The organism is uncultured Campylobacter sp. (genome assembly GCF_905372745.1).
Lineage (GTDB): Bacteria > Campylobacterota > Campylobacteria > Campylobacterales > Campylobacteraceae > Campylobacter_A.
In genome coordinates this window covers 1-26,716 of sequence record NZ_CAJPQR010000026.1, presented here as the reverse complement: position 1 = coordinate 26,716, position 26,716 = coordinate 1, and the positions used below count along the sequence as shown (strand labels likewise).

21 protein-coding genes and 1 pseudogene are annotated in these 26,716 nt (G+C 46.7%); 13 read left to right on the top strand and 9 right to left on the bottom strand.

What is annotated here, in order from left to right:
• Window positions 1-494: 494 nt before the first annotated feature.
• The 6 genes from QZ157_RS07910 to QZ157_RS07885 all read right to left on the bottom strand — a co-directional run bounded on the left by QZ157_RS07910 (window position 495) and on the right by QZ157_RS07885 (window position 6,502).
• The gene (locus tag QZ157_RS07910; protein WP_295144045.1) at window positions 495-2,447 is read right to left on the bottom strand and encodes a methyl-accepting chemotaxis protein; all 1,953 of its coding nucleotides are present in this window, start codon (window positions 2,445-2,447) and stop codon (window positions 495-497) included.
• 17 nt (window positions 2,448-2,464) lie between these two features.
• On the bottom strand, window positions 2,465-3,487 hold the full coding sequence (gene hemE, locus QZ157_RS07905; RefSeq protein WP_295144042.1) for a uroporphyrinogen decarboxylase: 1,023 nt from the start codon (window positions 3,485-3,487) through the stop codon (window positions 2,465-2,467).
• Between the two features lie 51 nt (window positions 3,488-3,538).
• The gene (locus tag QZ157_RS07900) at window positions 3,539-4,846 is read right to left on the bottom strand and encodes a dicarboxylate/amino acid:cation symporter (protein WP_295144040.1); all 1,308 of its coding nucleotides are present in this window, start codon (window positions 4,844-4,846) and stop codon (window positions 3,539-3,541) included.
• Window positions 4,847-4,931: 85 nt separating this feature from the next.
• Complete coding sequence (locus QZ157_RS07895; RefSeq protein WP_295144037.1) at window positions 4,932-5,366, bottom strand: Rrf2 family transcriptional regulator; 435 nt, start codon at window positions 5,364-5,366, stop codon at window positions 4,932-4,934.
• Window positions 5,367-5,424: 58 nt separating this feature from the next.
• The gene (locus QZ157_RS07890; RefSeq protein ID WP_295144034.1) at window positions 5,425-6,084 is read right to left on the bottom strand and encodes an NAD(P)H-binding protein; all 660 of its coding nucleotides are present in this window, start codon (window positions 6,082-6,084) and stop codon (window positions 5,425-5,427) included.
• 43 nt (window positions 6,085-6,127) lie between these two features.
• Window positions 6,128-6,502, bottom strand: a complete 375-nt coding sequence (locus QZ157_RS07885) for a cupin domain-containing protein (RefSeq protein ID WP_295144031.1) — start codon at window positions 6,500-6,502, stop codon at window positions 6,128-6,130.
• Between the two features lie 169 nt (window positions 6,503-6,671).
• On the opposite strand from QZ157_RS07885, the gene QZ157_RS07880 reads away from it, so the two are divergent.
• From QZ157_RS07880 to QZ157_RS07820, 13 genes are all read left to right on the top strand, one after another.
• Window positions 6,672-7,547, top strand: coding sequence for an ABC transporter six-transmembrane domain-containing protein (locus tag QZ157_RS07880; protein ID WP_295144028.1), 876 nt, complete (start codon window positions 6,672-6,674; stop codon window positions 7,545-7,547).
• A gap of 52 nt (window positions 7,548-7,599) precedes the next feature.
• The gene (locus QZ157_RS07875) at window positions 7,600-8,556 is read left to right on the top strand and encodes a cation diffusion facilitator family transporter (RefSeq protein WP_295144025.1); all 957 of its coding nucleotides are present in this window, start codon (window positions 7,600-7,602) and stop codon (window positions 8,554-8,556) included.
• Window positions 8,557-8,678: 122 nt separating this feature from the next.
• Window positions 8,679-9,062, top strand: a complete 384-nt coding sequence (locus QZ157_RS07870; protein ID WP_295144022.1) for a transporter — start codon at window positions 8,679-8,681, stop codon at window positions 9,060-9,062.
• 136 nt (window positions 9,063-9,198) lie between these two features.
• Window positions 9,199-10,989: a translation elongation factor 4 gene (gene lepA / locus QZ157_RS07865; RefSeq protein ID WP_295144019.1), complete on the top strand. Its 1,791-nt coding sequence runs from the start codon at window positions 9,199-9,201 to the stop codon at window positions 10,987-10,989.
• Window positions 10,990-11,263: 274 nt separating this feature from the next.
• On the top strand, window positions 11,264-11,953 hold the full coding sequence (locus QZ157_RS07860) for a hypothetical protein (protein WP_295144016.1): 690 nt from the start codon (window positions 11,264-11,266) through the stop codon (window positions 11,951-11,953).
• Window positions 11,954-11,962: 9 nt separating this feature from the next.
• Window positions 11,963-12,523 (top strand): YajG family lipoprotein, encoded by a 561-nt coding sequence (locus QZ157_RS07855; protein WP_004321126.1) that lies wholly within the window; start codon window positions 11,963-11,965, stop codon window positions 12,521-12,523.
• The gene (locus QZ157_RS07850) at window positions 12,523-13,095 is read left to right on the top strand and encodes a ComF family protein (RefSeq protein ID WP_295144010.1); all 573 of its coding nucleotides are present in this window, start codon (window positions 12,523-12,525) and stop codon (window positions 13,093-13,095) included. The genes QZ157_RS07855 and QZ157_RS07850 overlap by 1 nt, the downstream gene beginning before the upstream one ends.
• A gap of 153 nt (window positions 13,096-13,248) precedes the next feature.
• Window positions 13,249-15,870 (top strand): DNA gyrase subunit A, encoded by a 2,622-nt coding sequence (gene gyrA / locus QZ157_RS07845; protein WP_295144007.1) that lies wholly within the window; start codon window positions 13,249-13,251, stop codon window positions 15,868-15,870.
• Window positions 15,871-15,943: 73 nt separating this feature from the next.
• Window positions 15,944-16,450, top strand: a complete 507-nt coding sequence (locus QZ157_RS07840) for a lipoprotein required for motility (protein ID WP_295144004.1) — start codon at window positions 15,944-15,946, stop codon at window positions 16,448-16,450.
• A complete protein-coding gene (locus tag QZ157_RS07835; RefSeq protein ID WP_295144001.1) occupies window positions 16,426-16,824 on the top strand; it encodes a hypothetical protein in 399 nt (132 codons plus the stop codon). Before QZ157_RS07840 ends, QZ157_RS07835 begins: the two co-directional genes overlap by 25 nt.
• Window positions 16,825-16,835: 11 nt before the next feature.
• On the top strand, window positions 16,836-18,005 hold the full coding sequence (locus tag QZ157_RS07830; RefSeq protein ID WP_295143999.1) for a sigma-54 dependent transcriptional regulator: 1,170 nt from the start codon (window positions 16,836-16,838) through the stop codon (window positions 18,003-18,005).
• 405 nt (window positions 18,006-18,410) lie between these two features.
• The gene (locus QZ157_RS07825; protein WP_295143996.1) at window positions 18,411-19,436 is read left to right on the top strand and encodes an aspartate-semialdehyde dehydrogenase; all 1,026 of its coding nucleotides are present in this window, start codon (window positions 18,411-18,413) and stop codon (window positions 19,434-19,436) included.
• Between the two features lie 679 nt (window positions 19,437-20,115).
• Window positions 20,116-20,619, top strand: coding sequence for a YqhA family protein (locus QZ157_RS07820; protein WP_295143993.1), 504 nt, complete (start codon window positions 20,116-20,118; stop codon window positions 20,617-20,619).
• A 496-nt stretch (window positions 20,620-21,115) separates the two neighbouring features.
• On the opposite strand, the gene QZ157_RS07815 is transcribed toward QZ157_RS07820, so the two are convergent.
• From QZ157_RS07815 to QZ157_RS07805, 3 genes and pseudogenes are all read right to left on the bottom strand, one after another.
• Window positions 21,116-22,045, bottom strand: a complete 930-nt coding sequence (locus QZ157_RS07815; RefSeq protein ID WP_295143990.1) for a ribose-phosphate pyrophosphokinase — start codon at window positions 22,043-22,045, stop codon at window positions 21,116-21,118.
• 703 nt (window positions 22,046-22,748) lie between these two features.
• Window positions 22,749-26,138, bottom strand: coding sequence for a DUF748 domain-containing protein (locus QZ157_RS07810; protein WP_295143987.1), 3,390 nt, complete (start codon window positions 26,136-26,138; stop codon window positions 22,749-22,751).
• A 354-nt stretch (window positions 26,139-26,492) separates the two neighbouring features.
• Window positions 26,493-26,716, bottom strand: a pseudogene (locus QZ157_RS07805) (methyl-accepting chemotaxis protein); the annotation flags it as partial.

Below are 26,716 nucleotides of genomic sequence, written 5' to 3'. Positions count from 1 at the left end.
ATTTTAGACCCGTTACGACGTTTAGGGTATCTTATAAATTTAATCGCCAAAGATTTGCCTGCCCGGCTTTGTGGCTTTGCCAAATTTAGCTTATCGGTTTAAATACTTAAGTGCCGAAGCTAAAAAGCGTTCAAAAATGTAGTTGATACATTTTATGCCTTAGTGCTTGCCGTTTAATGCCAAAAATATAAACGATAATTCGGTTTAAATTTATACGTTAATCGCCAAAAAGCGCAAGTTGGAAAAATAGGCTAAAAAAGCGTTAAATTTAATTTTATACGAGCTTAGGCGCAAACAAATACGGGCGCTATCGATGTCGGTGCGCTAAATTTAAGCTCGGCAAACAAAAAAGATTTAAGCAAAAGTCCGGAAAACGGCGGCTAAATTTCACAAATAAATATAGCCCAAAGGCGGCGATCAAACATAAATTTAGCTCTATTTAGCAAGTAAATGTGCGAAGCGGGCTTAAATTTACAACAGCCCGCTTCCTTAAGCTAAAATTTCTTTTTTCTCACGTCCTCGACGATTGCCTTAGCCATACTATCGACCTCGGCGGTTACGACGCTAGTATCGTTTGCGACTCTGACGTTTTGCTTGGTTAGCTCATCAACCTCGGCTACGCCTTGATTTATCATATTTATAGCTTCGCTTTGCTCCCTGATGCTCTCGCTCATCTCGTTGATGCTTTGGGCTAGTACGTTTGCGTTAGCTTCGATTTCGCCTAGGCTCTTTTGAGTTCGTTCGGCTAGTTTGCGTACTTCGTCGGCAACTACGGCAAAGCCGCGTCCATGTTCGCCTGCTCTTGCTGCTTCTATGGCTGCGTTTAGAGCGAGTAAATTCGTCTGATCGGCTATATCGCGGATTATGACGATGATATTTTTGATCTCCTCGCTTTGGCGAGTTACGTCCTGCGCCTTTTGGCTAATAGCGCTCATAGAACTAGACATCTCTTCGACTGCGGCGGCACTTTCTTGTAAAGAGTTTGCCTGCAAACTAGCGCCTTGAGTGACTTGCTGCATCGAGCGAGCCAAAAACTCCGCCTTTTCCTCAAGAGTGTGCGCCTGCTGTAAATTTGCTCTTAGCATACCCGCTATCTCGTCGCCCAGAGCGTTGATGCCGGTAGCCATCTTGCCCTCATCGTCAAGCCTTTTGGTAAAGTCTTGCTTTTTAAAGCTTTCGAGTAAATTTAACACCTCATCGCCGTTTGCCGCTATAGCGTTTTTTAGAGCGATTTGTAAGTCTTTAAACGTCTGTTTTAGCTGACTAAGCGCCGGATTTGAGGTATTTGCGTTTAGCTGAGCCGCATAGTTGCCCTTGCCGATTTGATTTACGAATACGTTTGCCTCGACGATAAATCCGTTTTGCTCCGCCAAATTCGCCTCGATTTGCTTGATATTCTCGTTTATTAGCGCGCACATCTGTCCGATCTCGTCGCTTCCGCCGCGATTTAGAAGCTGAGCTTTATCGGTTTTGTTGTTTAAAAACTCGAAAAATCTAACCAACCCGTTTTTAGTCGAGTCGATGCCGGAGATTAAATTTTTGCCGATTAAGATAGATGCAAGCAGCATTAGCGCGATACAAACCGCGATAACCGAGAGGCTAACTATCATCTGAGTATTCGCCTCGCTTTTTATTTGCTTCGCGTCCTTTTGCATACCTTCTAGCAGCTTTAGCTCAAGTTCTCTCATTGCGTCTATAGAGATGCTTATCTTTGAAAACCATTTAGGCGCATCATAAGAGGCATCCTCGGTAGCTACGACGTTTTTTATGATATTCATCGCGTCGTTAAAGTCTGCCTTTTTCCTAGCGATATTATCAAATTCGTCGCTAAATTCTTTAGGATTGTATTCGTCGAAGTCTTGCATAAATTTGTTTATGACGCTATTTAGCGCAACTACCTTGTTATAATCCTCTTTACTTATGCTTTTTTTAGTAAAGACTCCGTTTAGCGTAGCGCGCAAGATACCGAAAGACTCCTTTATCTCGCCTACGATAATGATGCGCTTTAGATCGTCTACGAGGCTAGGCTCGAGTTTGTCGCTATAACCGTTTATCGCGATAACCTCTTTTCTTAAAATATTCGTTATACGGCCGATTGGATTATCGCCGCCTTTTTGATCGACCTCGGAGCGGATTTTAGCCAGCTCGGGAGCTATTTCGCTTTTTTCGGCTAGTTTTTCAAGCGCTGCGTCTACATTTTTTCGCTGTGCCAGTAGCTTAGCGTTATCTCCGCCCGCTAGTACTCCCGAGCTAAATCCTCGTTCCTTTTGTAGCTCGTGAATGAAGCTGTTTTGATTCGTGATCGTATCCACGATTTGTTCGCTATACTCGGCTTTTGCGCGAGTTTTTGCGATACTGTTTAGCATGTAGGCGCTCATTATGCCAAGCCCTAAAAGACCCACGATAGCTATCGTCATGATCTTAAATTTGATACCCAGATTGTTCATTTTTCCTCCTTTTTACGCTATCTTGCGCTTTTTTCTTGTACTAGTTTGATGAAGTATTTCGCGTTTTCTACCGGAACATCGGGCAATATGCCGTGTCCGAGATTAAATATATGAGGCGCGCCCTTCATCGTCTGCAAAATTCGTTCCACGCCCGTTTCAATCGCCTTTTTATCGTAAAGGCGCGTAGGCTCCATATTACCCTGAAGGACGTAGCGAGGGCTAAGCTTTGCCTTAGCAAGCTCTAAGGGCGTACTCCAATCAACGCCTAAAACCTCGAAATTTCCGGAAATTTGATCCAAATATCCGCTAATTCCCTTTGGAAATACGATAAGCGGAATATCCGGAAACTCGGCCTTGACGCTATCTACGATACGCATGATATACCTCCAGCCAAACTCCATATACGCGCTATCTTCCAGCGCGCCCGCCCAGCTGTCAAAAATTTGCACCGCATTTACTCCGGCTCTGATTTGACGCTTGACATAGAGCGTAAGAGCGTCTGCGACCTTAGCTAAAATTTGATGCAAAAACTCCGGATTCGTATAAAGCAGTTTTTTGCAAACGGCGTAAGTTTTAGTTCCGCCGCCTTCTATCATATAAGTAGCTATCGTCCACGGCGCTCCGCAAAATCCGATGAGCGCCTTGTCCGCGCTTAAATTTTGCCTCGTAAGCCCGATCGTATCATAAACGTAAGATAAATTTTCTACCGCCTTTTCTACGTCTAAAGCGTCCAAATTCTCGGCGGTTTTTATAGGATTTGAAAAAACGGGCCCCTCGCCCTTTTCAAAGCGCAGATCCATACCCATCTCAAGCGGCACGACTAGGATATCGCTAAAAAGTATCGCCGCATCCACGCCTAAAATTTCAACCGGCTGGATCGTGACCTCGCTTGCTTTTTTATAGTCTTTGCAAAGCGATAAAAAATCCCCCGCCGCAGAGCGAACTCGCATATACTCGGGCAGATACCGGCCCGCCTGGCGCATCATCCAAACGGGCGTATAAGGCGTGGGCTTTTTCAAACAAGCATTGATAAAAATCATATAAATCCTTTTTAAATTTTTATCTGATTATAGCCAAATTCTAGCCGCAAACTACTCCCATTTGCTCATATCAAGACTATTTTCGTTTTTAGCGACGAAAACCGCGCCTAGCATATCTCCGCCGACGTTTAGCGACGTACGCCCCATATCAAGGATCGCGTCTATTCCTAAAATAAGCGCATATGCTGCGGCTACGGCGCTTCCGCTCTCTACTTTTAGACCGACTGATTCAAGCACCATCAAAAGCATTATAGCGCCGGCACCCGGCACTCCCGCAGTTCCGACGGCGGCAAGGACGGCCGTTAGAATGATAGTTAGCTTTGCTCCCATGTCAAGCTGCACTCCGACGGCGTTTGCGATAAATATCGCGCAGATGCCAAGATATATGATCGTGCCGTTCATATTTACGGTTGCTCCGACAGGTAGAGCAAAGCCGTAAATTTGCTTAGGTACCCCCATATCTTCATCCGCGGTTTTCATCGATATAGGCAGCGTTCCGCCCGAGCTTCTGGTAACAAATGCCGTTATCATCGGAGATTTTACCTTATTTAGAAATTTCAAAGGACTGATTTTTATAGCTAGGCAAGCCAAAGTAAAAATCAGCGCCACGTGAGCGATAAAGCCGATATAAGTACTAATCGTGACGCCTAGCAGCGGGCCGAAAGCCTTTACGCCTTGCTGAGAAAATACGATAAAAATCAGCGCGAAAACGCCGATAGGGGCATACTGCATTATCCAACCAACGACTTTAAACATTATGTGGTTTATCCCGTCAAATACGTCGTAGATGAGATGACCCAGTTTACTTAGCCTCTCGTCCTTGCTGTCTTTTACAAACGAAAGCGCGACGCCGAAAAATAGGCTAAAGGCGATGATTTGTAAAATTTCGCCCTTTGCCATCGCTTCTATGGGGTTAGTCGGGAAAAGATTTACTAAAATTTGCGACATAGAAGGCGCATTAGCCGCTTTGGCCTGCGCAGACGCCGCACCCGTGATACCAAGGCCGGCTCCGGGCTCTAAAAATATCCCCACGCCAAGGCCTATAAGTATCGCAAAAAACGAGGTCGCAAGGTAAAATAGCAGCACCTTTGCCCCTACCCTACCCAGATCAGACGGTGCGATCGAGCTACAGCCCACTATGAGCGAAGCAGTAACGATAGGTACGATGATCATCTTAAGCAGTCTTATAAATATATCTCCAAACGGCTTTAGTATCTCGATAGCGCCGGTTGCGTTTTGAAATATGGCGCCAAATACCGCTCCTAAAATCAGCCCGGCTAAAATTTTATAGAGCAAATTTATCTCAAAATACCTTCTGATTAGGCTTTTTGATTTGACGGTTTTTACGTCTGCTTCCACTTTGAAACTCCTTTGATTAAATTTACGAATTATATTTTAAAATATATAAATTTATTAGAAAACAAAGAAAAAGTTTGACGTAAATTTAAATTTCAGCGACGCTTTTTACGCTAAGCTCGTCTAGCAAATTTTGCAAATTTACGCTCGCCAAGCTATCAAACATCGCTTGCTGCGCGGAGCTAAATTTAGGCGCCAAAAGCTCCTCGATCCTGCCTCCTAGCGGGCAAGGCGGCGGCGAGTTTTTGTGGATTTTAAAGATGTCGTTTTCGCCCTCGTTTACCGCCGAAAATATATCAAAAAGCGTGATTTGATCAGGCTTCTTAGCCAGACTCGCACCGCCCGTGCCTGCGCTTACGTTTATTAAATTTGCCGATTTTAAAAGCCTAATGATATTTCGCACGATGACGGGGTTCGTGCCGACGGTACCGGCTAAAAACTCGCTCGTGTTTTTCTCGTCCTTAAAAAACTCGCAGCTAAGCAGGATATGGATAGCGATGGAAAATTTTTGTCCTATTTGCATAATCAGCCTTGGTTTAAATTTAAAAGCCGCGCGTTCTTTTTGCGCGGCCTTATTTTAGCTAAATTACGCAAAATTTTAAGCTCACACCCTCTCGCCGACTGCGGTAAAGCGTTTTTGCACGAAGGCGCCGTTTTTTAGCTCGTCTATGACCGCAAGCGCTAGGTCTGCGTAGCTGATGTAGCTCTCGTTTTTTGGAGTTTAGTATTAGATTATCGCCGCCCAGGTTGTATTTGCCCGTGCGAGCGCCGTTTGCGTCGTAGTCTCCAGCAGGCGAGACGTATGTCCAGAGCACGTCCGTTCTACCTTTTAGCTCGAAAAACGACTCCGCCGTAGCCTTTGCGACGCCCATATACTCGGACGGGAAGTCAGGCGCATCCATAGCCATAGTGCCTTTATCGTCCACGTATAGCGTACCTGCGCCGCCGATGACGAGCAGCCTCGTTTTAGTACCGCTAAGCGCGTCTGCGAGGTGTTTTGCTACCTTTTTATGAAGCGGGAATGCTTCGGGCGTCCATGCCGCAAATGCGCTGATAACGGCGTCAAAGCCCTCTAAATCGGCTTTGCTAAGCTCAAAAACGTCTTTATAAACGACTTTTACGTCGCTGTTTTTATACTCTTTGTTTCGCACGATAGCCGTTACGTCATGCCCTTGTTTTAAGGCTTCTTGCACCAAATTTGAACCTGATTTTCCGTTTGCTCCGATGATTGCTACTTTCATTGTTTCTCCTTTAAATTTGATTTGTTTTTATTGCCGCGTAAATTTACAGCCAGCTAGGCTTTACGTCCTCGTTTATCACGCCATCATTCATCGTGTACTGCTCCAGGCTGCCGCGTTTAGTTTGGATACAGATAAACTTCATCCCCTGCGCACCCGCTTTGAAGCATCTTTTGCCAGCCGGATCGATGCGGACCGCGTCGCCCTCGCCCACCGCCTTCTCCTCGCCGTCGATGAAAAGCGCGCCGCCGCCTTTTAGCACCAAATAAAGCTCCTCGTTTTGCTTGTGCGAATGCACGAATGGCACGCTCGCGTTTGCTGGAAGCTCATTGATAGAAAGCTCGCAGCCGCTTAAATTTAGAGCGTCTTTTAGCTCGACTCTCGGTTCGTTTTTCGTCGAAACGATCTTGTAGTTTGACATCTTTTTCTCCTTAAGAAATTTTTTGTTGTAATACTATAACTTACAACCGATGAATGAAGTATAATAAAATTTTGTTGTAATGTCAAGAGTTACAGCAAAAAATTCTGCAAAATTTGACGTAAATTTTAAAATCAGCTAAAATCCGCGCGATTTTAAACAAAGGAATTTTATGCAAAATAGCGCATTTAAGACGCTAACGCTCATCGCAAAGAAAAATTTTAAAAAGCTATTCTTGACGTTTAGCCTGGTTTTGGCGGAAAACGGGCTATTTCTCGTCTATCCCATACTAGCCGGCATCGCCATAAACGCCATTGTAGCGGGCGACACGCTTTTGGCACTTAGCTACTCGTGCATGGTGTTTGTGGGTTGGGGGCTTGGCTCGATTAGGCGGCGCGTGGATACGCAGGTATTTACTAGGATATATGCAGGACTTGCCGTAAGCGTGATAATGAACGAAAAAAGAGCCGCAAAAGACGAAAGCGCCGTAATCGCAAGAGCAAATTTATCTCGCGAATTCGTGGATTTTTTCGAGCAGCATTTTCCCGTGTTTTTTACCTCGGTCGTCTCGATTTTCGGCTCGGCGATCATGCTTTTATTTATCGAGTTCTACGTAGGTTTGGCAGTTTTTGCCCTGCTCGCGGTTTTTGGAGTTTTACTACCCAAATACATCGCCAAAAACGACCGCTTGTATCTCAAGCTAAACAACCAGCTAGAGCGCGAGGCAGGACGCATAAGCGTAGGCGACGAGCGCACGCTAAAGCGCCACTACGACGTACTTTCAAAGCTTCGTATCCGCATATCAAACAGAGAGGCGATGAGCTTTTTCATCATCGGCGCGAGCGCGGCGGCGATTTTTAGCTTGGCGATATTTTTGCTCTCAAGCAAGCAGGCAAACGCAGGCCACATCTACTCGGTGCTCACCTACCTATGGACGTTTGTGATCAGCCTTGACGACGCGCCGAGGCTTGTGGAAGAGTTTAGTAAGCTAAAAGACATAGGCAAGCGCGTAGATGCCGGACTAGAAGGCGATATAGATAAAATTTAAGCGCTTTTTTGAGGTATAATTTAACTAAAATTTGCCCAAAAGCGAGGTCAAAATGCACGAAAATCACGCCCATTGCGCGCATTCGCACGCGTCAAACAAGGTCGTTTTGAGAAATTCTTTCCTGATTATATTCACTTTTATGCTGATCGAGGTCGCGGGCGGCTTGGCGACGAACTCGCTCGCCCTGCTCTCGGACGCCGGACACATGCTCTCAGACGCCGCGGCGCTCGGGCTTTCGATGTTTGCGTTTAAATTCGGTGAACGCAAAGGCAATCTGCAAAAGACCTTCGGATACAGGCGGATCGAAATTTTAGCCGCGACGATAAACGCCGTCACGCTCATCGTCATCGCCGTTTTGATCGTCATCGAGGCGACGCGGCGCCTGCAAAACCCACCCGAAGTAGCCACCGCGGGCATGCTCGCCATCAGCACGCTGGGTCTTGCCGTAAACATCGTCGTGGCGCTATACATGCTGCGCGGCGGCGATGTGAGAGAAAACGTCAATATGCGCGGCGCCTACCTGCACGTGCTGGGTGACGCCCTGGGCTCGGTGGGCGCGATCGCGGCGGCTTTGGCGATGATGTGCTTTGGCTGGGGCTGGGCGGACGCGGCGGCTAGCCTGCTCGTAGCCGCGCTCATCGTAAAAAGCGGCTGGGGCGTGTTAAAAGAGAGCCTAAACATCCTGATGGAGGGCTCGCCAAATGGCGTGTGCCTGGACGGGCTCGTCGCGCGGATCAGGGGCGTGGATGGCGTGCTTTCGGTGCACGACCTGCACGTCTGGAGCATAACAAGCGGCGCAAACGCGCTCACGGCGCACATCGTGGTCAGCGGCGAGCTAAGTGTGCGCGAATCGGAGCGGATCATGGCCGAAATATCGCACGAAATGGAGCACCTGGGCATCACGCACACGACGCTGCAGCTTGAGAGCAGCGACAACGAATGCGCTGACGAACTCATCTGCGAAGTAAGATCAAGCGATACGGGCGGGCATTTAGGGCATAGTCATTGAAATTTGGGCAAATTTGGGGCGAAATTTCGCGATCTAGCATATCAAATCAAATCCGCAGCCCGAAACGAATAAATTTTGCTAAAATTTAAATTGACGCATTTTTATAAAAGGGGCGAATTTAGATGAAAAAATATATACTAGTCGTGATTTTCGCCCTGCATTGCGCCCTCGGGAACGGTAATTATATAGGTTTTCTTATCGCGCTAAATTTCGCGGTAGCCTTGGTTTGCGCCGCTTTTCCTTTTATGAAAAAGAATTATATATTTTTGTTACTGCTCGCGCTAAATTTAACCTTGTATTTCAACGCTATCGACACTCCTTTTGAAAAGCCTGAGCTTTGGACGTATCATATACCCGCGCTCGCAAACGCGACATACGGCCTAAGCGCTCTAGTTTACGCCTCAGGGTTCGTAGCTTTTGCTCCACTGGCGGCGTATGTTTATTTTTTGTATTCGCTTTGCGTCGTTATTTGCGCCGTGCGCGAAAAACTTCAAAATTTACGTTAAATTTTACGAACCGAATACGCGTCAAAATTTACTCCAAATCTCCCGCCTCAAGCCGCCACCCGTTTAACGAAAGCTAAATTTACTCTACTTTAACGAAAATTTTTATACAATCGCCCAAAATTTAACTAGGGATTTCATGAAAAACATCAGAAATTTTAGCATCATCGCTCACATCGACCACGGCAAAAGTACGCTAGCAGACCGCCTCATTCAGGAATGCGGCGCCGTCAGCGACCGCGAAATGAGCTCGCAAATCATGGATACGATGGACATCGAAAAAGAGCGCGGCATCACGATCAAAGCTCAGTCCGTGCGCCTAAACTACGCGCTCGGCGGCGAAAACTTCGTCCTAAATTTGATCGACACTCCGGGCCACGTGGATTTTAGCTACGAGGTGAGCCGCTCTCTGGCTAGCTGCGAGGGCGCGCTGCTCGTCGTGGACGCCAGTCAAGGCGTAGAGGCGCAAACCATCGCAAACGTCTATATCGCGCTAGATAACAACCTCGAAATCATCCCGGTCATAAATAAAATCGACCTCCCAGCCGCCGATCCCGCTCGCGTAAAAAACGAGATCGAGCACGTTATAGGGCTTGACTGTAGCGGCGCGATCGAGGTCAGCGCAAAAAGCGGCATCGGTATCAAAGAGCTGCTAGAAGCTATCATCACGCGTATCCCGGCTCCCGGCGGCGAGGCGGAAAAACCGCTAAAAACGCTCATCTACGACAGCTGGTTTGACAACTACCTAGGCGCGCTGGCGCTCGTTCGCGTCTATGACGGCGAGCTAAAGAAAAACGACGAAATCCTAGTCATGGGCACGGGCAAAAAGCACATCGTGCTAGATCTCATGTATCCAAACCCGATCGCGCCGATAAAAACGGCAAATTTGGGCGCGGGCGAGGTCGGCATAGTGGTGCTGGGGCTAAAAAACGTGAGCGACGTGCAGGTGGGTGACACGATCACGCTAGCTCGTAATCCCGTAAAAGAGCCCGTCGGAGGCTTTGAGCGGGCTAAACCGTTCGTATTTGCAGGACTTTACCCGATCGAAACGGATAAATTTGAAGATCTGCGCGACGCCCTGGATAAACTCAAGCTAAACGACAGCTCAATTAGCTACGAGCCGGAAACCTCGGTAGCGCTTGGGTTTGGCTTTCGCGTCGGATTTTTAGGGCTGCTACATATGGAGGTTATCAAGGAGCGTTTGGAGCGCGAATTTGACCTCGATCTCATCGCCACGGCTCCGACCGTCACCTACGAAGTCGTACAAACCGACGGTCAAATTTTACGCATCCAAAACCCTAGCCAGCTCCCGCCGGTCAATAAAATCGAGCATATCAAAGAGCCCTACGTCAAAGCCACGATCATCACGCCTAGCGAGTTTTTGGGCAACATCATCACGTTACTAAACAACCGCCGAGCCGTGCAGACTAAAATGGACTACATCACGCCCGAGCGCGTGCTGCTCGAGTACGACATCCCGATGAACGAGATCGTGATGGACTTTTACGACAAGCTAAAATCGAGCACCAAAGGCTACGCGAGCTTTGACTACGAGCCTAGCGACTACCGCGTGGGTGATCTAGTGAAGCTTGATATCAAGGTCGCGGGCGAGACCGTGGACGCGCTCTCCATCATCGTGCCAGAAAGTAAAGCCCAGTCCAAAGGACGCGACTTCGTCAAAGCGATGAAAGAGATCGTGCCGCGCCAACTCTTTGAGGTGGCTATTCAAGCCAGCATCGGCAACAAAGTCATCGCGCGCGAAACCGTAAAATCAATGGGCAAAAACGTAACCGCCAAGTGCTACGGCGGCGACATCACGCGTAAGCGCAAGCTACTTGAGAAGCAAAAAGAGGGCAAAAAGCGCATGAAAGCCATCGGCAAGGTAAATTTGCCGCAAGAGGCGTTTTTAAGCGTTTTAAAGATAGACTAGCGGCGTTTTGCGAGCGTTTTTGCTGCGCTCGCAGCTGCTTATTTATTATCTCACGGTCAAATTTGAGTTCAAATTTGCAAATTTGACTCGCCCAGACCCGCACCGTTAAAATGCTAAATTTGACATTATCTCCGCTTTTAAAATCTCAAAAATCAAATTTAATAAAATTTACACAAATTTCCAATTTCCCCCAAATTTTACGCAAATTTGGAAATTCATCTCAAATTTGGATAGAATTTTGCTTGCGCGATGTAAAATTTACGAAAGGATTTTTATGAAAAATTTTATACTTTTATTTGCGGCGTTCCTTTTTACGGGATGCTTCGGGCTTTTCGAGAGCTCACCGGAGGTCGCTCAAACTAACGAGGGCAACGCCAAAGGCTACAAAGAGGTGATGCGTATCAAAGCAGACTGCTCCTCATGCGCTAGCGGCGGCCAAGACATCAAGATAAACGGCACGGACTACACCAGCGACGTCGCGATAAAATGCTGCATCGCTCAAAGCAGGATCGACACGAACGCGGCCATCAAAAAAGTCTATATCCACAAAATAGCCGACGAAAGAGCAGCGGATAGCGGTATAAAATTTATCTCCAAAAACGGCGCGAAAATGCTCTATCCAAAAGAGCGTCTTGAGAGGCTTTTTCATCTTTTCTTACAAGACGAGCTGTTAAATCGCGGCATCATGGTCGTGGATAGCCAGACCTCGCCGTACACGTACCGCGTGGATTTTGCATTTACCGACTACGCAGCGTCGTATAGTGAGCCGTCGCAGTATCTAAGCGCGGCGATGAAAGGCAAACTAGGAGTCAAAAACATAAACAAAACCCGCGTGCTAAACATCTCCACCAGACAAGACGTGCGCAAGCTCGAGGCCGAGGACACGGAGGACTTTAATCTCTACGTCTACCTTCTCGTTAAACAAGCTGCCAACAAAGCCGCCGAAGAGATATCAAAACTATAAAGGAAAAATATGAAAAAATTAGCTTTTTACGCCATTGCCGCCGCGCTTTTTGCCGCGGTTATGAGCGGATGTTCGCAGCGCAGCTCGGTGTTAAATTTGACCCCGTATCAATCAACCTCAAACCAGATGGGCTACCAAAAAAATATCCGCATAAATAGCATCGAAGACGCTCGCGCAAACAAAAGCATCGTCGCCACGATCACCGGCAGCAACGGCAACGTCAAGGAGTACGTCACGCTACAAAACAGCATCGAGAGCTGGCTACAAGACGGCCTTAGCACCGAACTAAAGCGCCTGGGTGCAAATTTGAGCGACTTTGGCGATATCGTCGTGGACGTGAGGATCGTCGAGCTTAAAGCAAATCTAAGCGGCTACTCCACCGACAACCTAAAAGGCTCGGCAAAGCTTGCAATAACGGTGCACAGAGGCGATCAGACCATCACCAAAAACGTCTCGCAGGAGCAGACCAAATTTGCCCCGATCCACACGAGCGGCGCGTTTAAGAGCTTTTTTGACGAGCTGCTCCAAGACATCGTAAAACGCGCGGCGATCCAGATACTAAAAAGCTGATGAGATGCGCTAACTGCGGGCATCTGAGTCTGGGCGTGATCTGTAAAATTTGCAAAGATCACCTGCTCTCCTCGCCCGCAAGGACGCGCGTTTTGGACGGCGATTTTAAAATTTACAGCTTTTTTGACTACTCCGAAGTTAAAAATTTACTCCACTCAAAGCACCTATTTCACGGCTCTTTCGTTTACGGCGCGCTTGCAAATTTGAGTTTTAAGATTTTTGCTAGCAAATTTAGCTTCGGCTCTCCCGTAAATGCCGTACCTATCGACGACAAAACGGCTAGCGGCTACTCGCATACGGCAATCTTGGCTCGCGCGTTAAAAAGTGCGGAAGTCCATCCGCTTTACACCTGTTTGCACGCGAGCTCAAACGTCAGCTATCACGGCAAAGACCTCGCCTTTCGCCTAAAAAATCCGAGAAATTTTAAGCTCTTAAAAAGGCCTAAATTTCCGGTTATCTTGATAGACGATATCGTGACGACGGGCACTACGATAGACGAAGCCAGACGGACGCTGCAAAAAGCCGGCTGCGAGGTGCTTTTTGCCCTAACGCTTGCGGATGCGAGATACTGATAAATTTAGTAAAATTTAGCATTTTAAAACTAGCGCAATGAAACCCCAAATTTCGGCTAAATTTAACCCGATCAAGCCAAGAAAAAGCGTATCTATTTAGCAAGTTTTTATCAAATTTAAGCTAGAATCAGGCAGTAAATTTTAAGGATAAAAATGGAAGAAAATCTACTCAATCAAAATCAAGACATCCAAACCGTCGACATCGAAGAGTCGATAAAAACAAGCTACCTCGACTACTCGATGAGCGTCATCGTCGGTCGCGCCCTGCCTGATGTCAGAGACGGCCTAAAGCCCGTTCATAGACGTATCCTATACGCGATGAACAACCTAGGAGTCGGCAGTCGTAGCCCGTATATGAAGTCCGCGCGTATTGTTGGCGAGACTATGGGTAAATATCATCCGCACGGCAATCTAGCCATCTACGATGCGCTCGTGCGTATGGCCCAGAAATTTTCCATGCGCTATCCGACTGTCGACGGTCAAGGAAACTTCGGCTCCATCGACGGCGACGGTGCTGCAGCAGAGCGTTATACCGAAGCTAGGATGACTAATCTCACCGAAGAAATCTTACGCGATATCGAAAAAGACACGGTTGATTTTATCCCAAACTACGACGACAGAGAGACCGAGCCCGACGTCCTACCTAGCCGCGTGCCAAACCTCCTTCTAAACGGCTCTAGCGGTATCGCCGTCGGTATGGCGACGAATATCCCGCCGCACAGCCTCGACGAGCTGATAGACGGACTTTTGCTAGTACTCGAAAATAAAAACGCGACGCTAGAAGAGGTGATGCAGTACATAAAAGGGCCGGATTTCCCGACTGGCGGGATAATATTTGGCAAAAAAGGCATCATCGAGGCCTACCGCACGGGACGCGGCCGCGTCAAACTACGCGCCAAAACCCACATCGAAAAAAAGCCGAACAAAGACGTCATCGTCGTAGACGAGCTGCCGTATCAGACGAACAAAGCCCGCCTCATCGAGCAAATCGCCGAGCTGGTCAAAGAAAAACAAATAGAAGGCATCAGCGAAGTGCGCGACGAGTCCGATAAGGACGGCATCCGCGTCGTCATCGAGCTAAAACGAGACGCGATGAGCGACATCGTGCTAAATAATCTCTTTAAATCAACGACGATGGAGAGTACGTTTGGCGTCATAATGCTGGCGATAAACAACAAAGAACCGAAGGTATTTAACCTAATCGAACTTTTAAAGCTATTTTTAAATCACAGAAAAACAGTCATCATCCGCCGCACGATATTCGACCTGGAAAAAGCTAGAGCTAGAGCGCATATTTTAGAGGGCTTAAAGATCGCGCTGGATAATATCGACGAGGTGATCGAGCTCATCAAAAATAGCGCCGACACACCTAGCGCTCGCGAGGGGTTGGTGGCAAAATTCGGCCTTAGCGAGCTGCAAGCAAACGCGATCCTTGATATGAGGCTAAGCAAGCTAACGGGTCTTGAGCGCGAAAAACTAGAGGCCGAGCTAGCCGAACTAATGGCTGAAATCGCGCGCCTAGATGAAATTTTAAAGAGCGAAACATTGCTAGAAAAACTAATCAAAGACGAGCTACTTGAGATAAAAAATAAATTTAAAGTGCCGCGCATCACCGAGATTGTCGACGACTACGACGATATCGACATCGAGGACCTCATCCCTAACGAAAACATGGTCGTAACCATCACACACCGAGGTTACATCAAGCGCGTGCCGAGCAAGCAGTACGAGAAGCAAAAACGCGGCGGTAAAGGAAAGGTCGCGGTAACTACATACGACGACGACTTCATCGAGAGCTTCTTTACGAGCAACACCCACGATACGCTGATGTTTGTGACCGACCGCGGACAACTCTACTGGCTCAAAGTCTATAAGATCCCTGAAGGAAGCCGCACAGCAAAGGGCAAAGCGGTAGTAAATCTCATCCAGCTACAGCCCGATGAAAAGATCAAGGCGATCATTCCGACGACCGACTTTGCGGAAAATAAATCGCTCGCGTTTTTCACTAAAAACGGCATCGTAAAACGCACGAATTTGAGCGAATTTAAAAACATCCGCTCTATCGGCGTACGCGCTATTAACCTGGACGAGAACGACGAGCTAGTGACCGCTCTCATCGTAGAAGGCGAAGAAGAGCCGATAAATCTGATTGACGAGCTTGGCGTAGAGACCGAGATAAACGAGATAGAAGCGATAGAAGCCCAGATCGATGAAGAAAATAGCGAAGAAAACGACGAGAACGCGGCCGAAGGAAGCGACGATAGCGAAAAGATGCTATTTATCGTAACCAAAAAGGGAATGTGCCTCAAATTTAAACTGAGCAAAGTCCGCCAGATGGGCAGAACGGCTCGCGGCGTGACGGGTATTAAATTTAAAGAAGCAGGCGACGAGGTCGTAGGCGCGGCCGTCATCGAAAGCAACGAACAAGAAGTACTAAGCATATCTCAAAAAGGTATCGGCAAACGCACCACCGCAGACGAATACCGCCTAACAAATCGCGGCGGCAAGGGCGTAATCTGCATGAAGCTAACTAACCGCACCGGCGATCTGATCGGCGTCGTAATGGTCGATGACGAACAAGATCTGATGGCTCTAACCTCAAGCGGCAAGATGATACGCGTCGATATGCAAAGTATCCGCAAAGCAGGCCGCAACACCAGCGGCGTCATCGTAGTAAACGTGGACGGCGACGACGTAGTTAGTATCGCCAAATGCCCTAAAGCCGAGGAAGACGGCGAAGATATAGGCGAAGAGACGCTAGAGAATTTAGAATGAATTTAGTGCTTTTGGAATACAATTTGCTAGTAGATTTATAAATGAAGAAAAAACTAAATTTAAAGGTTTAAGAATGAAAAAAATTACATTCTCGGTTTTAGGCGCGGTAGCCTTTTTGACAAGCGGTTGTTCCTTTAACAACCCTTTTTCCTCCGACGATGCCACGTCGGCAAAACAAGATATCATCATCCAAAAGGTCGATAAAGAAGATATCAGAAATGTGATGAAGCAAGAAAAAATGATATACGATATCGAACCCGTCGATGCGGTATTCGGTGCAGTTGGCGAGGGTATCGCTCCGACCAACGCCGTTTCGCAAGCGCAGTCACTAGCTCTAGCCAAGCGCGCAGCCATCGCGGATGCGCATAGACAACTAGCCGAGAAACTCTACGGCGTCAAGATAAACTCCAAAGATACGGTTAGAGACGCTATGCTTAGAGACTCCACCATCACGTCACAGGTCGCAGGCCTCATCAAAAACGCTTCCATCGTTGAGCACGACTTTAAAGACGGGCTTTATCGCGTTAGAATGGAAATGAAAATAGACCAAAACAAGTGGCAAGAAATTTTTGCTTACTGATTGCCGCTGCGGCGCTTCTCTATGGCTCGGAGGAGTTTATCCTCTGGGCCAAAATCTCCACTAAAAATCACACCGTAGTTTACGACGATATCGCGCTTTCAAAGGCAATGGTTCTAAGCGAGCTAGAGTATGAGTATCTATGCGAGATAGATACTCCAAAGCAGCCCGCTCAAAGCTCGCTAGAGTTTTTAAATTTACACAAAAACGAACTTTTCGAGTGCTTTTTGCCTTATAAATTTAAAGTCGAAGATCGCTTCATCCAACGCAACAAAAACATAAACTCCGCAACCGATCTTACGCTATTTCCCGTACGTTTTACTGTAAAATTTAAGCCAAATTCAGCTATCATTAGCGTTTTTAAAAACAAAAAGTAAAGAGAGTAAAAATGAACATAGTGATAGTAGAAGACGACATCAATATGCGCAAGTCCCTTGAAATCGCGCTTGGCGAATACGACGATCTAAAAATCAAAAGTTATAAAAGCGCGGTCGAGGCTCTCAAAAAAATGGACGAAAATACCGATTTAATTATTACGGATATCAATATGCCTCAAATGGACGGGCTAGAGTTCATCAAGCGCCTGGAGGGCAAATTTGACGTCATCATCATAACCGGCAACGCCTCGCTAAACAAAGCCATAGAGAGTATGCGTCTTGGCGTAAAGGATTTTTTAACCAAGCCTTTTGACGTGCAAATGCTTTACGAGGCGATTAAAAGGGTAGAGTTTTTAAAACAAAAAGCTCCGAATATTCACGTAAATTTAACCGAAGAACGCACGAGCTCCAGCGTAGATTCTAGCGATTTTGCCGCCAGCTCGCCCGCGCTTGAGTACGCCCTAAATTTAAGCAAGCGCGTCGCAAAAACGGACGCTTCGGTGATGCTGATGGGAGAAAGCGGCGTGGGCAAGGAGCTTTTTGCCAAATTTATCCACAAAAACTCGCCGCGCAAGGACGGCCCGTTTATCGCGATAAACATGGCCGCGATCCCAGAAAATTTGATAGAAAGCGAGCTTTTCGGCTTTGAAAAGGGCGCATTTACCGACGCTTCGGCGATGAAAAAGGGGCAGTTTGAGCTAGCCGACGGCGGCACGCTATTTCTAGACGAGATCGGCGAGATGCCTATAAATTTGCAGCCAAAGCTCCTGCGCGCGATCCAGGAGCGCGAGATCACGCGCCTTGGCGCGACGAAAAGCATCAAAATCGACGTCCGTATCGTTTCAGCGACCAATGCCGACCTGCCCGAACTCATACAAAGCGGTAAATTTAGAGAGGATCTGTTTTACCGCCTAAACACCGTTCCTGTCGCCATCCCGCCGCTTAGAGAACGCAAAGAGGAGATCTTGCCTATCGCGGAGCGTTTTTTAGAGCAAAGCTGCGGCGAATTCGGCCTTGGGGCGAAACACTTTTCCGAGGCTGCCGTAAAAGAGCTCCAAAAATACGATTTTCCAGGCAATATCCGCGAGCTAATCTCCGTCGTGCAGCGAGCAGCGATCCTAAGCGAAAGCGAGGAGATACAACCGGGCGATCTTTTTTTGCAGGCTCGCAGCAGAAAGTAGCTTAAATTTAAGCTTCACGCGAGTAAAATAAGCGAAATTTTAGCTTAAATTTTAAATTTAGCCGGGCCGAGACGGCGATGCCGAAAATACGGTGCGGTTTTAGTAAATTAAAGCGGCGAATTTGAGCCGACGAGAAGTAAAATTTGAGTTAAATTTAATAAATAAGAGCGGTCGCGGATAACTTTCTGCCAAAAAACCTAAATTTAGCCCGCAAAATAAGTTTGGTCTTAATTGCGCGACGCAACCGATGAGACTAAGCGTGAGACAGATCGCAGCTTAAAAAAGCAAACAAAATTTAATCCGCAAAGCAAGGCGGGTCTTTGGCGCCGGGTTAAGCCAAAGGGGCTTGCCGCAAGGTCTTTGCCGACCGAGATGTAAAAAGAAGTAAAAACAAAGGAGTCTAAAATGAGAAAATTTAACGTTGCCGTCGTGGGCGCGACAGGCGCAGTCGGAGAGGAGCTTTTCCGCGTTATGGAGGAGGTGGATTTCCCGGTGGGCGAGCTACTACCGTTAGCAAGCGCGAAAAGCGCGGGTATCGAGATAGAGTTTAAGGGCAAAAACTACAAAGTAGTGGAGCTCACCGAGACGGTTTTTGACGAGCACGAGATCGACATAGCGTTTTTTAGCGCGGGCGGATCGGTATCCGAAAAATACGCCAAATATGCAGCCGCCAGCGGTGCCGTCGTGATCGATAACACCAGCCACTTTAGGATGGATGCGGACGTGCCATTGGTCGTGCCCGAGTGCAACCCACAGGATATCATGCAGTGGAAAAACCGCGGCATCATCGCCAATCCAAACTGCTCAACCATCCAAATGGTGCAAATTTTAAAACCGCTAGACGACGCGTACGGCATCAACCGCGTGGACGTCTCAACCTATCAGGCGGCTTCTGGCGCGGGCAAAGAGGGTATGGAGGAGTTAGTTACGCAGCTGCAAAAGTTTTTCGAGTTTAAGCTTGATGAGTGCGAGCCGAAAGTTTTCGCACACCAGCTAGCCTTTAACGTCATCCCGCACATCGACGTGTTTTTGGATAACGACTACACCAAAGAGGAGATGAAAATGGTCAATGAGACCCAAAAAATCCTCCACAAAAATATGGAAGTGAGCGCGACCTGCGTGCGCGTGCCGGTGCTTCGCAGCCACTCAGAGGCAATCACGATTCATTTTGATAGAGACGTAGACGCCGCAGCCGCTCGCGAAGTCCTGCGCAAAGCGCCTAGCATCGTGGTCGTGGATGAGCCAGCCGCGAAAAAATACCCGATGCCAAGCATCTCAAGCGACACCAACGAAACCTACGTTGGACGCATCCGAACGGACAATTACCGCAAAAACGTCCTGCATCTATGGTGCAGCGCAGACCAGATCCGCGTGGGAGCGGCGACCAATGCCGTAAGAATCGCGCAAAAATGGATAGAGATGCAGGAATAATCGCCAGCATTTTGTTTAAATTTGCCGAATTTTTCTTGGAATTTGGCAAATTTTATCCGGCACAGTCGCAAAATACGCATAGCGCGTCCAGGCTTTTTTAGCTTGCGATTTAAATGTCTGCGGTTTTTACTCGATGCAAACTTCTTACATTTGTCTTTATATCCGCCGTATGCGACCCGTAAATTTAACGTGCCTTCTCTCGTACGTTACTGCGCCGACATGCGGCTAATTAATTAAGCCTTGTAACTTTATCCGTCCCGGCCTTACGGTAAATTTGACTTCGGATTTTGGCATGATTTGACGACATTAGCGCCAAATTCTCATTTTAAATTTCGGCATACCGAGCCAAATTCGCACAACTTCCGGTTAAATAAAGTTTGGTTTAGTCTAAATTTATAGCCCTCTTAAATCCGGGCTTCAAGCGTAGGGGCAAGGCAAAATAGCTAGCTTATTTGCGCCTAAAGCCTAGCCGCTCGCCTATTTTAAACGCCAAACCGATAGATAATTTCTCCTCGTCCAAAAGCGCTAACATCGCAAAACGCCTCTAAGAGTTTGAATAAAACGAAATTTAGGCTAAATTTCGCCCAATCTCATAATCCGTCTTCAATTTACTCAGCATAAACCCGCCTTAAGAAAAATACTATAAAATACGCGTTTTATTTTTTAACAAAGGATATCAATGCGCAAAATTTTTGAAAAAACTCTCCTCTTTAGCAACGCCTTCACGCTATTTCCGGTAGTATTCGGTTTGCTTGGAGCCATCGTACTGTTTATCATAGCAAGCTACGACGTTGGCAGGGTTTTTATCGACGTCTATCACTACTTTTTCGGCGATTTTCACCCCGAGAACTTCCACTCCAACGTCGTCGGCGAAATCGTGGGCGCGATCGACCTTTATCTCATGGCGCTCGTACTTTACATCTTTAGCTTCGGCATTTACGAGCTATTTATTTCCGAGATCGAGGAGCTTAAGAAGTCCAAGCAAAGCAAAGTCCTCGAGGTACACTCGCTAGACGAACTCAAAGACAAACTGGGTAAAGTCATCATCATGGTGCTTATCGTTAATTTTTTCCAGCGCGTTTTGCACGCAAATTTTACCACGCCGCTTGAGATGACCTATCTTGCCGCCTCGATTTTGGCGCTTTGCTTGGGACTTTATTTCCTGCACAAGGGCGAGCACTGAGGCTTTTTGCGAGTCTGGCTTCTGGGTCGCTTTTAAATTTCGATTCAAATTTTACCGCCGTGCCGCATGTGAATAACTTTTAAATTTCGCCTTTATCATTAAGTTTTATTTCAAAATTTTCCCAAATTTAAAGCTATATAAATTTAAGTTCTATTTTAGCGATAAATGCCGATTTTAAGGGCTGTAGGGATTAAATTTAAGATTACAAAATTAGCCTGAATAATATAAATTATTTCACTTTTCACTCCGTGAAAAAAACGTGAAAAGTTACGTTTAATTTCGGTCTTTTTTGAGCAAATTTTACGCAGTCAAATTTGAGCGGTGTGACCAGCACCTTTACGGCGCAAACCAAAATTTATTTAAATTTTTGGGTTGTAAATCGGGAGTTAAATTTGATGTTTCAAAGGATATGTAAAATTTAAACGGCGCAGACTCGTCGCATGCGCCGTCAAGGGGTAAAATTAATCAAAACCGGCGACCAAAATGCCGCCTAAAATCAGTCAAATAGCGAATTTACGCTTTCGTTATGATACACGCGCCTGATCACTTCGCCAAAAATCGGCGCGACGCTGAGCACTTTTATCTTTTCGTTTTCCTCGCGTAGCGGTATCGTGTCGGTTACTACCAGCTCGTCTAGCGCGCTATCTGCGAGGTTTTCGTAGGCTTTACCCGAGAGCACCGCGTGAGTGCAGCACGCTATTACAGAGGTTGCGCCGCGCTCTTTAAAGACCTTTGCCGCCTTTACTATAGTGCCGCCCGTGTCGATCATATCATCGACCAGGATCACGTCCTTGCCCGCCACGTCGCCGATCACGTTCATTACTTCGCTCTCGTTAGCTTTTTCGCGGCGTTTATCGACGATGACGATGTCGAGATTTAGGGCTTTTGCGACGCTTCTAGCGCGCGCGACGCCGCCGATATCCGGGCTAGCGATGATTGGATTTTTGAGATTTTTGTTTTTTATGTGGTCGTTAAAGATGATCGAGCCGTAGAGGTTGTCGACTGGGATATCAAAAAAACCCTGAATTTGACCCGCGTGAAGGTCGATCGTGACGACGCGGTCGATACCCGCCGTTTGCATCATATTTGCCACGAGCTTTGCCGTGATAGGCACGCGAGGAGCGGCTTTGCGGTCTTGGCGCGCGTAGCCGAAATACGGCACCACAGCCGTTATCGAGCTAGCCGAGCTGCGCTTAAGCGCGTCTGTTAGGATCAAAAGCTCCATCAAATTTACGTTTGCGGGCGCGCAGGTAGGCTGGATGATAAAAATATCCTTGCCGCGCACGCTCTCGCCGATCTGCACGCTGATCTCGCCGTCGCTAAAGCGTTTGATCGTAGCTTCGCTAAGCGGAAGCGATAAATAATGCGAAATTTTCTTTGAAAACTCTACGTTTGCGGTGCCCGAAAAGATTTTGTAACCTCTCATAACGATTTGCCTTTGTGAAATTTTTGCTCAATTTTACCGAACTAAAACTTAAATTCGTAGATTTTGCGGTTAAATTTGAGATTTTTACGTAGCCCTAAAGCTTAAAGCGCGAGATTTTGCACAGGAAGTAAGCAGCCTTCTTTAGCGCTTTTAGTAGGCTTGGATAAATTTAGTAAATTTAGGCGGCATCTCAGACTTGCGGGCGTAAATTTTAGATTTTAGGTTGCAGTTTTGCGCAGGCGGCTAAATTTAAAAACCGCACGTAAAAGCGCGGACGACAAACGCGTTTAGGCCGTAAAGCGGGCTACGTTTGGCATTTTTTGGATACTAGGCAAGTAAATCTAAAATTTTAGTTTTAAATTCGAGCAAAAGCGGCAACGAAGCATTTTTTGCCGCATTCACGGCTTTTAAAAACATAAAATTAGGCGGTTTTACGGCTTCGTACGCCAAATTTCGCGCAAAGCTAGCTCTTGCCCGCAGCAAGCCAAGCTGCAAAGCTAAAGCTAGCGCTGCCAACAAACAAGGCACAAATGAGCCGAGCAAGTCTGCGCGCGACAAAGCTTCGGTAAATTTCTCTCCTACGTCATACTTTAAGCCAGAAGTCCGGCAAAAACATCCGCAAGCGCGCTAAAGCAAAACTACGCAAAAGCTCTACCGTAAGTCGCAAACTAAGCGCGGCAAAATACAAAACCCTGGCGCAAACCTACTGCGTCGCTCCCATCATCACGCTTGCGTATTCTCCTTGCTTAGCGTCCGTTTTTTCCGGCTTTTTGATCTCGATCCTGTTTTGATCTAAGCCTGCTTTAACCAGCGCGTCTTTTACTACCTGCGCGCGCGAGTTAGCTAGCTTTATTAGCCTTTCTTTTTCTACTTCGATACCCTTTAGCACCGCCTCTCGCTGCGCTTTTTCATCGCCGTCTTTGACGCCCGGAGCTAGGATCGCTAACGCACCTGCATAGTCCTTGCCCGTTTGTGCCATAGTTTGAGCGATCTTAGCGTTTAGCTTTTCGTTTTTAAACGCCTCTTCATCGACGTCCGCATACACGGGCGTTACGCTTAGCTTCATCTTAGGCTTTGCGCTCGTTAGCTTGATAAAGTCGCCTATTTTAGCCTGCTCGGAGACTATGAGCTCGTTGCTAGCAGCCATAAAGTCGATCGTGCTTAGATCCTCGCTGCCTAGCCCCAGCGCATTTCCTAAAAATCTAAACGGAGCCAGCGTGATATCGGCAAAAAGTTTTTTTACCGCCGCCCAGACGATGCCGCCGTATTTAAAATCAGGGTCGTTTAGATCGCCCTCTACCGGCAGATCGATATTTATCTGATTGTTTTGATCGCTTAGTATCGAGATAGCAAGCGATAAAGGCAGATCTACCGCGTCTTTAGACTCGACCTTTTCGCCCAGAGTTAGCGTGTCTAGATTTACTATGTTGCTACCTTTTAGCTTAGAGTCCGCAACCTCGTAGTTTAGGGTCAAATTTAGCTTGCCTTTTTCTATCTTATAGCCCAAAAACTGCCCGCTATACGGCGTCACGTCTTTTAGATCTATATCTTTAAAACCTAGTTTTATCTCGGTGCTTTTTTTGAGATCAAACGGCAGTAGCTTTAGCCCGATCTTGCTAAAGCCGCTCTTGCCGACCACGCCTTCAAAAGTACCCATCGTAGGGCGAGTACTGTCGATATCCATCAGCACGCCTTCTAGCTTGGTGATCTTAGTCGCAAACGGCATAAATAGCGACGCGTCGGAGAAGTCTACATCGCCGTTTTCTACGAGGATGTTCTTGATAGCGAAGTCAAACTTGCCCTCTTTTTTCTGCTGTTTTGCTGCCTCTGCGGCCTTTTCGTTTTTAGGGGCGGCTTGTTTTACGTCCGCATTTTGCGTACTTTCGCTCTCACTCTTTTTCACTAGACTGCTTAGATTTAGTTCGCGTTCTTTATTTAAATGCGCTTTTAAAAACGGTGCGCTCAGAGTCACTCGCTCTAAATTTAAAAAATTTTTCGCAAACGAAATTTTAGATAGCTTGAGGTTTTTAAAGGCAAAAACCTTATCGCCAGAGCCGTCCGCAAGCTCGATATTTGCGATGTTTGCCTTACCGCTTACGGAGGCGTCCGCGGCGTATTTTACGTTTAGTTCGGCATTTAGCTCGCCGCTTTTTAGGCTCACGTCCAGATAGTTTTTAGCGTAGACGAAGTAGCGAGGCAGATTTGCGTCGTTTAGTTTTATATCGACTTCGATACTTAGGGGCTCTGGCGTGATTTTACCCTTAAGAGCCAAATTTAGCTTTTGCGAGCTTTTCATGTCGATTTTAGCGGTCACTGGTGCAGCTAAATTTTCGCTGATATTTTGCAAATTTACATTTAGTCCGTCAAATTTGTGCGCTATCTTTTGCCCCTCAAAGATATGGGTTATACCTATATCCGCACCAGTAACGGCGACGTTTTTGACGCTAAATTTAAATCCGCTCTTTGCATCTTGAGCGCTTTTTTGCTCGGCTTTTTTATTTTTGCCGGCATTGCTTTTTTCTGCCGTTTTTTGAGATTTGGCAGGTTTTTTCGCGCTTGATTTTTTGGCGGAGGCTTTTTCACCGTTTAAGCCAAGCTCGCTAATAGCGCTAAGCTCGCCGTTTTCTTTTAGCTCGGTTGTAAATTTAGGCTTATTTATACTTACGCTTCCTATTTGCAGCGCGGTTTTGGCTAGGTCTAGATCCGCGTCCTTAACGCCGATTTCAGCGACGGCGGCGATCTCTTTATTTTTAGTTTTTAGTGCGATTTTTTGAGCTTTTATCTCGCCGATAGAAGCGGTGCTGGCGTTATTTTCCAGCGTAAATTTAGGCACGTTTATAACGAGCTTTTCTAGGCTTGCCGCACTGTTTTTACCGACTGGGGCGGAGGCGGCGTTAAGCGTCAAATTTTTTAGGCCAGCTGCGATATTTTGCCCTTTTATTTTAGCATCCAACTCGCTTGCATTTGCGTCTTTTAGCTTTATCTCGCCGACACTTTTTTCGGTCAAATTTATCCCGCTAACGCCAAGAGTTTTGAGCGCTGCGGAGGCGTTTATATCGCCCTTTTCGTTTATATCGGCCTTAAGCGCGACGCCGCTTAAATTTAGACTGTTTAAATTTGCCTGCGCCTCGCCTTTAAAGCTCGTGTTTTTAAATTTTATCTCACTAATATCGGCCGCGAAGCTTCTTTTTTCACTAACGTCGGCATTTACCTCGATGGCAGGCAGATCAAGCTCCTCTAGGCTCAAATTTTGCCCATCAAGTTGCGCTTCAAACGACTTTAAATTTAAAGCGGCGTTTTTTAATGCAGCCTTGATAATGCCGCCCTCCGCGCTTAGTTCGTAGCCGGTTTTAGCGTTTATAAGGGCGCTATTTATGCGCAGATCTTGCGTGTCGATGAAACTAATCGCGACTGGCCTGACATTAAAGTCCTTTAGGCTAAGCTCGCCGTAAACTCGAAGCGGCGCGAGATCGATACCGCCTTGCCAGTCCAGCTTTTGCGCTAGCGTGGAGTTTGCGTCGAAAACGTGCTTACCCGCGCTATTTTGCTCGGTATTTATGCCTGAGATTTCGTAGTTTATGCCCTCAAATTTGGCGCTAAAAGGCTGCTTTAAACTCTCGTCCGAGTAGGCAAACGAGCCGCCGATTATCTTTGTGCTATTTAGAGCGAAATTTATGCTGCTAGTTTCGTTGTTTTCGGTGCTAGTAACGTTTGACTCACCTAAAAACGTAGCTAAATTTAGCGTGCCGTTTTTATCTCTAGAGATATTTACGCTTGGGCTTTCAAGTCGTAAAATATCGACTTCTGCTAGCTTTTTAAAGAGCGAAAAAGGCTTAAGCTTGACGTCGATTTGCTCCGCGCTAAAAAGCGGCGCTGTCGTGTTTAGTTCGGGGCGCGTGACGTTTAGCTCGAAGGTAAAGGGGTTAAATTTAGCCTCCGCCACGCTAAGGCTCGCGTTCATATCCTTTAGCTTTGCTGGTAGTGTATTTTTTAGCGCGTAAGGAACGCCTAAAAAGCCCGCAAGCGTGTAGATAAGCAGCAAGCCCGCAAGCGAGCCTATGATAATAAGAGCGATTTTTTTACTTTTTTGCATAAATTTGCCTTGATTTTTTTAGTGGATTTTACTAGGAATTTGATTAAATAGCGGTTATTTTGATAAATTTAAGCGCCAAATCCAAAGCTTGATTTACGATACGTAAATTATGAAACAGGTGGTTAATTTAGGCGCGAAATTTATAAGCTTAAGAAAGTCTAAGGCGGTAAAATTTAAGTAAATCGCAATTCGCCTTAAAATTTAAATCTTGCTCGCTTCATAAGCCAAATTTGGCCTTCAGCTAGTAAGGCTTGGGCGGCAAAAGGGGCAACATCGCGCTTAAAAGGCCGATTTTTAGTCGAGTGAAGGACTATCTAGGCGAGATAATCACTACTCGCCTAGATTTCAGATGGATCAAAATTTCTTCTTTTTTACGTCTTCTAAGATAACCTTAGCCATATCATCGATCTGCGCCGTTACGTCGTTTGTGACGTTTACTATGGAGATATTTTCGCGCGTGATGTTATCGATGGCGGCTACGGACTCGTTTATCATATTTATCGCGCTGGTTTGCTCCCTGATGCTCTCGCTCATCTCGTTGATGCTTTGAGCTAGTACGTTTGCGTTAGCTTCGATTT

Bases quoted from the DNA above. Each gene is read 5' to 3' on its own strand.
- QZ157_RS07910 (WP_295144045.1), bottom strand. From the start codon at position 2,447: ATGAACAATCTGGGTATCAAATTTAAGATCATGACGATAGCTATCGTG.
- hemE (WP_295144042.1), bottom strand. From the start codon at position 3,487: ATGATTTTTATCAATGCTTGTTTGAAAAAGCCCACGCCTTATACGCCC.
- QZ157_RS07895 (WP_295144037.1), bottom strand. From the start codon at position 5,366: ATGCAAATAGGACAAAAATTTTCCATCGCTATCCATATCCTGCTTAGC.
- QZ157_RS07890 (WP_295144034.1), bottom strand. From the start codon at position 6,084: ATGAAAGTAGCAATCATCGGAGCAAACGGAAAATCAGGTTCAAATTTG.
- QZ157_RS07885 (WP_295144031.1), bottom strand. From the start codon at position 6,502: ATGTCAAACTACAAGATCGTTTCGACGAAAAACGAACCGAGAGTCGAG.
- QZ157_RS07880 (WP_295144028.1), top strand. From the start codon at position 6,672: ATGCAAAATAGCGCATTTAAGACGCTAACGCTCATCGCAAAGAAAAAT.
- QZ157_RS07875 (WP_295144025.1), top strand. From the start codon at position 7,600: ATGCACGAAAATCACGCCCATTGCGCGCATTCGCACGCGTCAAACAAG.
- QZ157_RS07870 (WP_295144022.1), top strand. From the start codon at position 8,679: ATGAAAAAATATATACTAGTCGTGATTTTCGCCCTGCATTGCGCCCTC.
- lepA (WP_295144019.1), top strand. From the start codon at position 9,199: ATGAAAAACATCAGAAATTTTAGCATCATCGCTCACATCGACCACGGC.
- QZ157_RS07860 (WP_295144016.1), top strand. From the start codon at position 11,264: ATGAAAAATTTTATACTTTTATTTGCGGCGTTCCTTTTTACGGGATGC.
- QZ157_RS07855 (WP_004321126.1), top strand. From the start codon at position 11,963: ATGAAAAAATTAGCTTTTTACGCCATTGCCGCCGCGCTTTTTGCCGCG.
- QZ157_RS07850 (WP_295144010.1), top strand. From the start codon at position 12,523: ATGAGATGCGCTAACTGCGGGCATCTGAGTCTGGGCGTGATCTGTAAA.
- gyrA (WP_295144007.1), top strand. From the start codon at position 13,249: ATGGAAGAAAATCTACTCAATCAAAATCAAGACATCCAAACCGTCGAC.
- QZ157_RS07840 (WP_295144004.1), top strand. From the start codon at position 15,944: ATGAAAAAAATTACATTCTCGGTTTTAGGCGCGGTAGCCTTTTTGACA.
- QZ157_RS07830 (WP_295143999.1), top strand. From the start codon at position 16,836: ATGAACATAGTGATAGTAGAAGACGACATCAATATGCGCAAGTCCCTT.
- QZ157_RS07825 (WP_295143996.1), top strand. From the start codon at position 18,411: ATGAGAAAATTTAACGTTGCCGTCGTGGGCGCGACAGGCGCAGTCGGA.
- QZ157_RS07820 (WP_295143993.1), top strand. From the start codon at position 20,116: ATGCGCAAAATTTTTGAAAAAACTCTCCTCTTTAGCAACGCCTTCACG.
- QZ157_RS07815 (WP_295143990.1), bottom strand. From the start codon at position 22,045: ATGAGAGGTTACAAAATCTTTTCGGGCACCGCAAACGTAGAGTTTTCA.
- QZ157_RS07810 (WP_295143987.1), bottom strand. From the start codon at position 26,138: ATGCAAAAAAGTAAAAAAATCGCTCTTATTATCATAGGCTCGCTTGCG.